Source organism: Streptomyces sp. NPDC029014 (genome assembly GCF_055564695.1).
Genome location: NZ_JBVHVT010000161.1, coordinates 1 through 6,511 on the forward strand (window position 1 = coordinate 1; position 6,511 = coordinate 6,511).

The window sequence follows — 6,511 nt, forward strand, 5'->3', positions numbered from 1 at the left end:
GAAGCTAAACCAGACCCCCGCCTTGGCCGGTTTGGTCCTGCGACCCTTCGAACCGGGGGTGCTCTTCCCCACCAACGGCCGGCGGTTGTGGGCCGGGGTCATGCCCCCGCCCCCCGCGCTGGCCAGCCGGTCCCTCGACCAGGCCCGGCTCAGCGCCCACCTCGGCCGGCTCGCCGCGCTGCCCGTCGAGCGCCTGCTGGCCCGGCCCGAGCGCACGGCCGCGGCCGCCCTCGGCTCCCGGGCCCCCGGCACCACCCTGCGGCCGCTGCTCGCCGCCCTGCTGCGCGACCCGGAGCTCACCACCTCCAGCCGCGTCGCCGACCTGGCCCTGCGCACCTTCGCCCGCGGCAGGCTCGCCGTGCCCGAGGGCGGGGCCGCGGCCCTGCCGGGGCTGCTCGCGGCCGCCCTGCCGCCCGGCACCGTGCGCACCGGGGTCCGGGTCACGTCGGTGGCGACCCAGCGGGTCACCACCGAGGAGCACGGCGACTTCAGCTGCCGCTCCCTGGTGCTGGCCACGGGGGCGCGGGCCGCCGCCGAGCTGCTGCCGGGGCTGCGGGTGCCGGACTTCCACGAGGTCACCGTCATCCACCACGCCACCCCGGCCCCGCTGCCCTGGGACGGCTCGCTGCTGCTCGACGGCGACCCCCGCTGGCCCGTCGCGCACACCGCCGTGATGAGCGCGGTCGACGCGACGCGGGCCCCGGCCGGCCGGAGCCTGGTCACCACGACCGTCCTCGGTCCGCCGCCGCCCGTGCGCACCGTCGCCTCGCGCCTCGCCCGGCTGTACGGGACCGCCACCCGGGACTGGGAGCTGCTGGCCGTCCACCACGCCCCGGAGGCCGTGCCCGCGATGCCGCCGCCCTACGACCTGCGCCGCCCGGTCCGGGTGCTGGCCGGGCTGTACGTGTGCGGCGACCACCGCGATGCCAACACCGTGCAGGGCGCCCTGCACTCGGCCCGCCGCGCCGCCACCGCCGTCCTGCGCGACTTCGGCATCCGGCTGCCGGTCAGCGCCGGGGCCGCCCTCCCGGCGGTGGCCTGAGAAGAACCACAGGGCAAGGGCCCGGTTCCCCGCACCGGGGGCCGGGCCCGCCCGCACCCGTGCGCACCCCCGCTCGGACCCGCACCCCTGCCCGGGCCCGCACCCCCGCTCGGACCCGCATCCCCGCTCGGACCCGCACCCCCGCCAGCAGCCCGGGCGTGCCGGGGCTCAGGACAGTGCCGCGACCCGGTCCCGGTAGGTGCGTACGGCCGCCGCGTCCCGGTACGGCTCCAGCCGGCGCTCGAAGTCCCGTACGTACTCCACCGCCCGCACCGACCGCATCTCCGTCGCCTGCTGCGCCGCCTCCGCGCCCAGGGCGCACGCCTGGTCCAGCTCGCCCAGCCCCAGCCGGGCCGTGGCCAGCACCACCCGGCTGAACAGCCGCGAGCGGGCGAGCGCCGGAGCCCGCAGCTGGAGCGAGCGCTCCGCGTGCTGGGCCGAGGCCCGGTACTGCTGGAGGTCCCGGTGGCAGTGCCCGAACTCGTCGGCCAGCTGGGCCTCGTCGAAGAACCGCGCCCAGTGCGGCACGTCGTCCCCCGGCCGGGCCGCGCCCAGCGCCCGCTCGGCCCGGACCAGTGCGGCCGTCGCGGCGCGGACCTCGCCGAGCACGGCGTGCCCGCGGGCCTCCGCCGAGTGCAGCAGCGCCTGGACCAGCTGCGGGGGCCCGGAGCCGACGCCCTGCTGGGCGACGCGGGCCAGCTGCACCGCCTCCCGGCCGTGGCCGAGGTAGACCGCCTGCCGGCTCATGGTGACCAGCACGTACGCCCCGTACGGCCGGTCCGCGGCGGCCTGCGCCAGCCGCAGCGCCTGGACGAAGTAGCGCTGGGCGAGCCCGTGCGCGGCGATGTCGTACGAGGTCCAGCCGGCGAGGCGGGTCAGGTCGGCGGCGGCCGCGAAGAGCCGGCGGCCGGTGGTCTCGCCGTAGGTGCCGCGCAGCATCGGCTCGGCCTCGTGCTCCAGGTAGCGCACCAGGGCCTGGCGGGCGTGCCCGCCGCCGTACGTCTGGTCCAGGGTCTTGAAGAGCTCGCTGACCGAGCGCAGTGCGGCGATGTCCCCGCCCGTGACGCGCTGGCCCGGGCCGCGGTCGACCTGCCGCTGGCGGGGGACCGTGCTCCGGCCCTGGGCGGGGACCCGGGCCGCGGCGGCCGGGTCGGCGCCGCGGCCCACGTGCTCGTCGGGCCGGCCGATCAGCCAGTCCCGGCTGGGGACCACCAGCCCGGCCGGGGTGAAGGCGATCTTCCGCAGTTCGGCGTGGGAGCCGGAGTCCTTGCGCCACAGTCCGCTGGCGATGTCGACGGCCTCCTCCGGGGTGGCCGCGAACTCCAGGCCCGCGTAGACGGGCGCGCAGGCGTCCAGGCCGAGGTCCTGGGCGGAGAGCCGGCGGCCCAGGCGCCGGGTGAACACCTCGGCGATCAGTGCGGGGGTGGTTCCTCGGGGTTGCTGGCCGCGCAGCCACCGGGTGACGGAGGTCTTGTCGTACCGCAGGTCGAGGCCGTGTTCCAGGCCCAGCTGGTCGACGCGGCGGGCCAGACCTGCGTTGGAGAACCCGGCTTCCGCGATCAGCGCCGCGAGCTGCCGGTTGGGGACGTGCTGGGCGGGGCGTTCCGTCATCGGCTCCACGGTTTCCTGACGTGACGGACCGGAGGTTCGGCCCTGTGAACGGCGTGAATGTAGCGGCGAACTTCCCTTGTGCCGTCCTCTGTGCCCCATATTCATCCGATCGTGTGCAGAATCGGTGGGGCTCTTTACGGCCGCGTCGACGCCCGCCGCGTACGCTGCGCCCCATGACCCGCAGGCCGACCAGGGCGGAGCCGCCCGCCGACTCCACCGCGGCGCCGCTGCGCGCACCCGAGATCACCGAGGCGGAGTGCCGCCGGTGCGGTACGTACATCGCGGGTCTGGACGGGCGGTACGCGTGCGGGGTGTGCGGCTGGGTCAACGACCATTCCGAGGGGCACCGGCGGCTGCCGCGCGCGGACGAGGACCCGGACCGGCCGGCCAGGGGGCGCAGGCGGCCCCCGCCGCTGCCCGGGCCGGAAGCGGAGGCCGGGCCGGAAGCGGAGGCCGGGCCGGAAGCGGAGACCGGGCCGGAAGCGGACGCCGGGGCGGAAGCGGAGGCCGGGCCGCGGCCGGGGGCGGGTGGCTGAGGGCCCCCGGAGCGGCCGCGACCGGCCGCCGTACTCTTGGCTGGTGCGATACGTGCACACAGCAGGTTCAACGAGGAGGCGCTGTGGTGGCTGAGCTTGGGTTTGTCCATCTGGGCTTCGGACCCGACGACTACGTCGAATACACCGAGGCCTGGGAAGAGCAGCGCCGGGTCCACGCCGCCCGCTTCGCGGACGAGATCGAGGACACCTGCCTCCTGCTGGAGCACCCGCCGGTGTACACGGCCGGGCGGCGCACCGCCGACAGCGAGCGCCCCCTCGACGGCACTCCCGTCGTCGACGTGGACCGCGGCGGCAAGATCACCTGGCACGGCCCGGGCCAGCTGGTCGGCTACCCGATCATGAAGCTGCCGCGGCCGGTGGACGTCGTCGCGCACGTGCGCCGGCTGGAGGAGGCGCTGATCCGCACCGCCGCCGACTTCGGCCTGGAGACCACCCGGGTGGAGGGCCGCTCCGGCGTGTGGGTGCTGGGCGATCCTCTGGAGCAGCGCCCGAAGATCGGCGGCCTGTCCCTGGACCTCGACCCGCGCCTGGAGGACGAGGAGTTCGACGCCCGTCTGAACGGCCCCGAGTACGCCCCGTCCAACGCCGGGCAGCGCCGTGAGGACCGCAAGCTGGCGGCGATCGGCATCCGCGTCGCCAAGGGCGTCACGATGCACGGCTTCTCGTTCAACGTGAACCCCGACACCACCTGGTTCGACCGGATCGTGCCCTGCGGCATCCGCGACGCCGGTGTGACGTCCCTCTCGTACGAACTGGGCCGCGAGGTCACCGTGGCCGAGGTGCTGCCGGTGGTCGAGAAGCACCTGAAGGACGTGCTGGAGCACGCCGAGCTGCGGCCGCGGGAGATCGAGACCGCCCCGGGGGCGTAGCCGCCGGGGAATGCGTCCGCCCGCCCGCAGGTTGGCCGACGTAAGAGCGTACGAATTTACGGGCGTACCCTGGTGGGCGCCGAGGAATCACAGTCACAGGGAGCCGGTCGTGTCCGCAGTCGCACCCGACGGACGCAAGATGCTGCGCCTGGAGGTCCGTAACAGCCAGACCCCCATCGAGCGCAAGCCCGAGTGGATCAAGACCCGGGCGAAGATGGGTCCCGAGTACACGAAGATGCAGAACCTCGTGAAGGGCGAGGGCCTGCACACGGTGTGCCAGGAAGCCGGTTGTCCGAACATCTACGAATGCTGGGAGGACCGCGAGGCCACCTTCCTCATCGGCGGCGACCAGTGCACCCGGCGCTGTGACTTCTGCCAGATCGACACCGGCAAGCCCGAGGCCCTGGACCGGGACGAGCCCCGCCGCGTCGGCGAGTCGGTCGTCACGATGGACCTGAACTACGCCACCATCACCGGCGTCGCCCGCGACGACCTGGAGGACGGCGGCGCCTGGCTGTACGCGGAGACCGTGCGCCAGATCCACGAGCAGACGGCGGGCCGCGAGGGCGGCCACACCAAGGTCGAGCTGCTCGCCCCCGACTTCAACGCGGTCCCGGAGCTGCTGGAGGAGGTCTTCGCCTCCCGCCCCGAGGTCTTCGCGCACAACGTCGAGACGGTTCCGCGGATCTTCCGCCGGATCCGCCCGGGCTTCCGCTACGAGCGCTCCCTCGAAGTGATCACCAAGGCCCGCGCGTACGGCCTGGTCACCAAGTCGAACCTGATCCTCGGCATGGGCGAGGAGCGCGAGGAGGTCTCGCAGGCCCTGCGCGACCTGCACGAGGCCGGCTGCGAGCTCATCACCATCACCCAGTACCTGCGGCCGTCGCCGCGGCACCACCCCGTCGAGCGCTGGGTGAAGCCGGCCGAGTTCGTCGAGCTGGCGAAGGAGGCCGAGGAGATCGGCTTCTCCGGTGTGATGTCGGGCCCGCTGGTCCGCTCCTCCTACCGGGCCGGGCGCCTCTACCAGCAGGCGATGGACAAGCGCAGCGGAGTCGTGGCGTAGCAGCGTGTGACGTCACGCACAAAACTTACCGGTGAGTAATGCCGCATGGACGCGGCCCGTAGGCTCTTCGAGGGAAGAGATCCGACGGGCCGCGTAAATGTTTCATCACCGTTTGACCGGCCGGTCATGCCCTGGTAACACCAATCAGTGACGATAGGTCAACGCGCCGCGCACGCCGTCGCACACCCCCGACACCCCCGCCGTGCGCCTTCCGGACCGACGTGAGCACCGTGAAAGGGAACGAGACCATGCAGGCCGCGCCCGTACGCGCCATCGCCATTCCGTCGTTCGCAGAGGCCTTCCGGGGCCTCGAATCGCTGCTCATGAGCGGTGCCCGCCGCAATGCCTGGACCGCGGTCCTGGAGGACCGCCGCCGCGCGAAGGACCGCGTCGAAACCGAGCACGTACTCGAGGCCGCGGCGACCCGGGCCCCACAGGCCACGTAAACTTCGCTGTATGGCGAGGAAGGCAAACGCAGAGACTGCTGCGACACCAGGGCGACTGAAGCAGATCGCCCTCACGTACAACATGACGCGCAAGGCCGACCCGAAGGTCGGTCTGATCCTTGCGGCCGTCGGACTCATCACCTTCGGTGTCTTCCTCGGGATCGGCTTCCTGATCGACCACCCGGTCTACCTGGGCATCCTGGGCTTCCTGGTGGCGTTCCTCGCGGCGGCGATCGTCTTCGGGCGCCGCGCCGAGCGGGCGGCCTTCGGGCAGATGGAAGGCCAGCCGGGAGCGGCCGCGGCCGTACTGGACAACGTGGGCCGGGGCTGGACGACCACCCCCGCCATCGCGATGAACCGCAGCCAGGACATCGTCCACCGGGCCGTGGGCAAGGCGGGCGTCGTCCTGATCGCCGAAGGCAACGCCAACCGGGTGAAGCCCCTGCTGGCCGCCGAGAAGCGCAAGCTCGCGCGCATCATGCCGGACGTCCCGGTGAACGACTTCATCGTGGGCACCGGCGAGGGCCAGGTCCCGCTGAAGAAGCTCCGCACGACCCTGCTCAAGCTGCCGCGCGTGCTGTCCGGCCCGCAGGTGACCCAGGCCAACGACAAGCTGCGCGCCATGGGCGACCTCATGAGCAACATGCCGCTGCCGAAGGGCCCCATGCCGAAGGGCATGCGGATGCCGCGCGGCGGAAAGATGCGCTGATGCAGTGATGTGCTGATGTGTTGATGCGTTGAGCCGCATTTCGTATACGGCGCACCGCACACGGCGCACCGCACACGGCGCACCGCACACGGCGCACCGCACACGGCGCACGAGAACAGGGGCGGGGGGGGGGGGGGGGGGGGGGGGGGGGGGGGGGGGGGGGGGGGGGGGGGGGGGGGGGGGGGGGGGGGGGGGGGGGGGGGGGGGGGGGGGG

7 protein-coding genes are annotated in these 6,511 nt (G+C 73.8%); 6 read left to right on the top strand and 1 reads right to left on the bottom strand.

Annotation, left to right across the window (positions count from 1 at the left end):
- Positions 1-1,042: FAD-dependent oxidoreductase (locus ACZ4VL_RS39765; protein ID WP_468210658.1), on the top strand; the 1,042-nt coding region annotated here is incomplete at its 5' end.
- 168 nt (positions 1,043-1,210) lie between these two features.
- Here the strand turns inward: ACZ4VL_RS39765 and ACZ4VL_RS39770 are convergent.
- On the bottom strand, positions 1,211-2,653 hold the full coding sequence (locus tag ACZ4VL_RS39770; protein ID WP_468210661.1) for a regulator: 1,443 nt from the start codon (positions 2,651-2,653) through the stop codon (positions 1,211-1,213).
- 173 nt (positions 2,654-2,826) lie between these two features.
- Here ACZ4VL_RS39770 and ACZ4VL_RS39775 point away from each other — a divergent pair, with 173 nt between their 5' ends.
- From ACZ4VL_RS39775 to ACZ4VL_RS39795, 5 genes are all read left to right on the top strand, one after another.
- Positions 2,827-3,189 (top strand): hypothetical protein, encoded by a 363-nt coding sequence (locus tag ACZ4VL_RS39775; RefSeq protein WP_468210664.1) that lies wholly within the window; start codon positions 2,827-2,829, stop codon positions 3,187-3,189.
- Between the two features lie 86 nt (positions 3,190-3,275).
- Positions 3,276-4,079 carry a lipoyl(octanoyl) transferase LipB gene (gene lipB, locus ACZ4VL_RS39780; RefSeq protein ID WP_468210667.1) on the top strand — a complete coding sequence of 268 codons (804 nt, stop codon included), beginning with the start codon at positions 3,276-3,278 and terminating at the stop codon, positions 4,077-4,079.
- A gap of 109 nt (positions 4,080-4,188) precedes the next feature.
- Positions 4,189-5,142, top strand: coding sequence for a lipoyl synthase (gene lipA, locus ACZ4VL_RS39785; RefSeq protein WP_468210670.1), 954 nt, complete (start codon positions 4,189-4,191; stop codon positions 5,140-5,142).
- A 248-nt stretch (positions 5,143-5,390) separates the two neighbouring features.
- Complete coding sequence (locus tag ACZ4VL_RS39790; RefSeq protein ID WP_361088598.1) at positions 5,391-5,588, top strand: SCO2195 family GlnR-regulated protein; 198 nt, start codon at positions 5,391-5,393, stop codon at positions 5,586-5,588.
- Positions 5,589-5,598: 10 nt separating this feature from the next.
- Positions 5,599-6,297, top strand: a complete 699-nt coding sequence (locus ACZ4VL_RS39795) for a DUF4191 domain-containing protein (protein WP_361088510.1) — start codon at positions 5,599-5,601, stop codon at positions 6,295-6,297.
- Positions 6,298-6,511: the final 214 nt, after the last annotated feature.

Bases quoted from the DNA above. Each gene is read 5' to 3' on its own strand.
- ACZ4VL_RS39775 (WP_468210664.1), top strand. From the start codon at position 2,827: ATGACCCGCAGGCCGACCAGGGCGGAGCCGCCCGCCGACTCCACCGCG.
- ACZ4VL_RS39795 (WP_361088510.1), top strand. From the start codon at position 5,599: ATGGCGAGGAAGGCAAACGCAGAGACTGCTGCGACACCAGGGCGACTG.
- ACZ4VL_RS39770 (WP_468210661.1), bottom strand. From the start codon at position 2,653: ATGACGGAACGCCCCGCCCAGCACGTCCCCAACCGGCAGCTCGCGGCG.
- ACZ4VL_RS39790 (WP_361088598.1), top strand. From the start codon at position 5,391: ATGCAGGCCGCGCCCGTACGCGCCATCGCCATTCCGTCGTTCGCAGAG.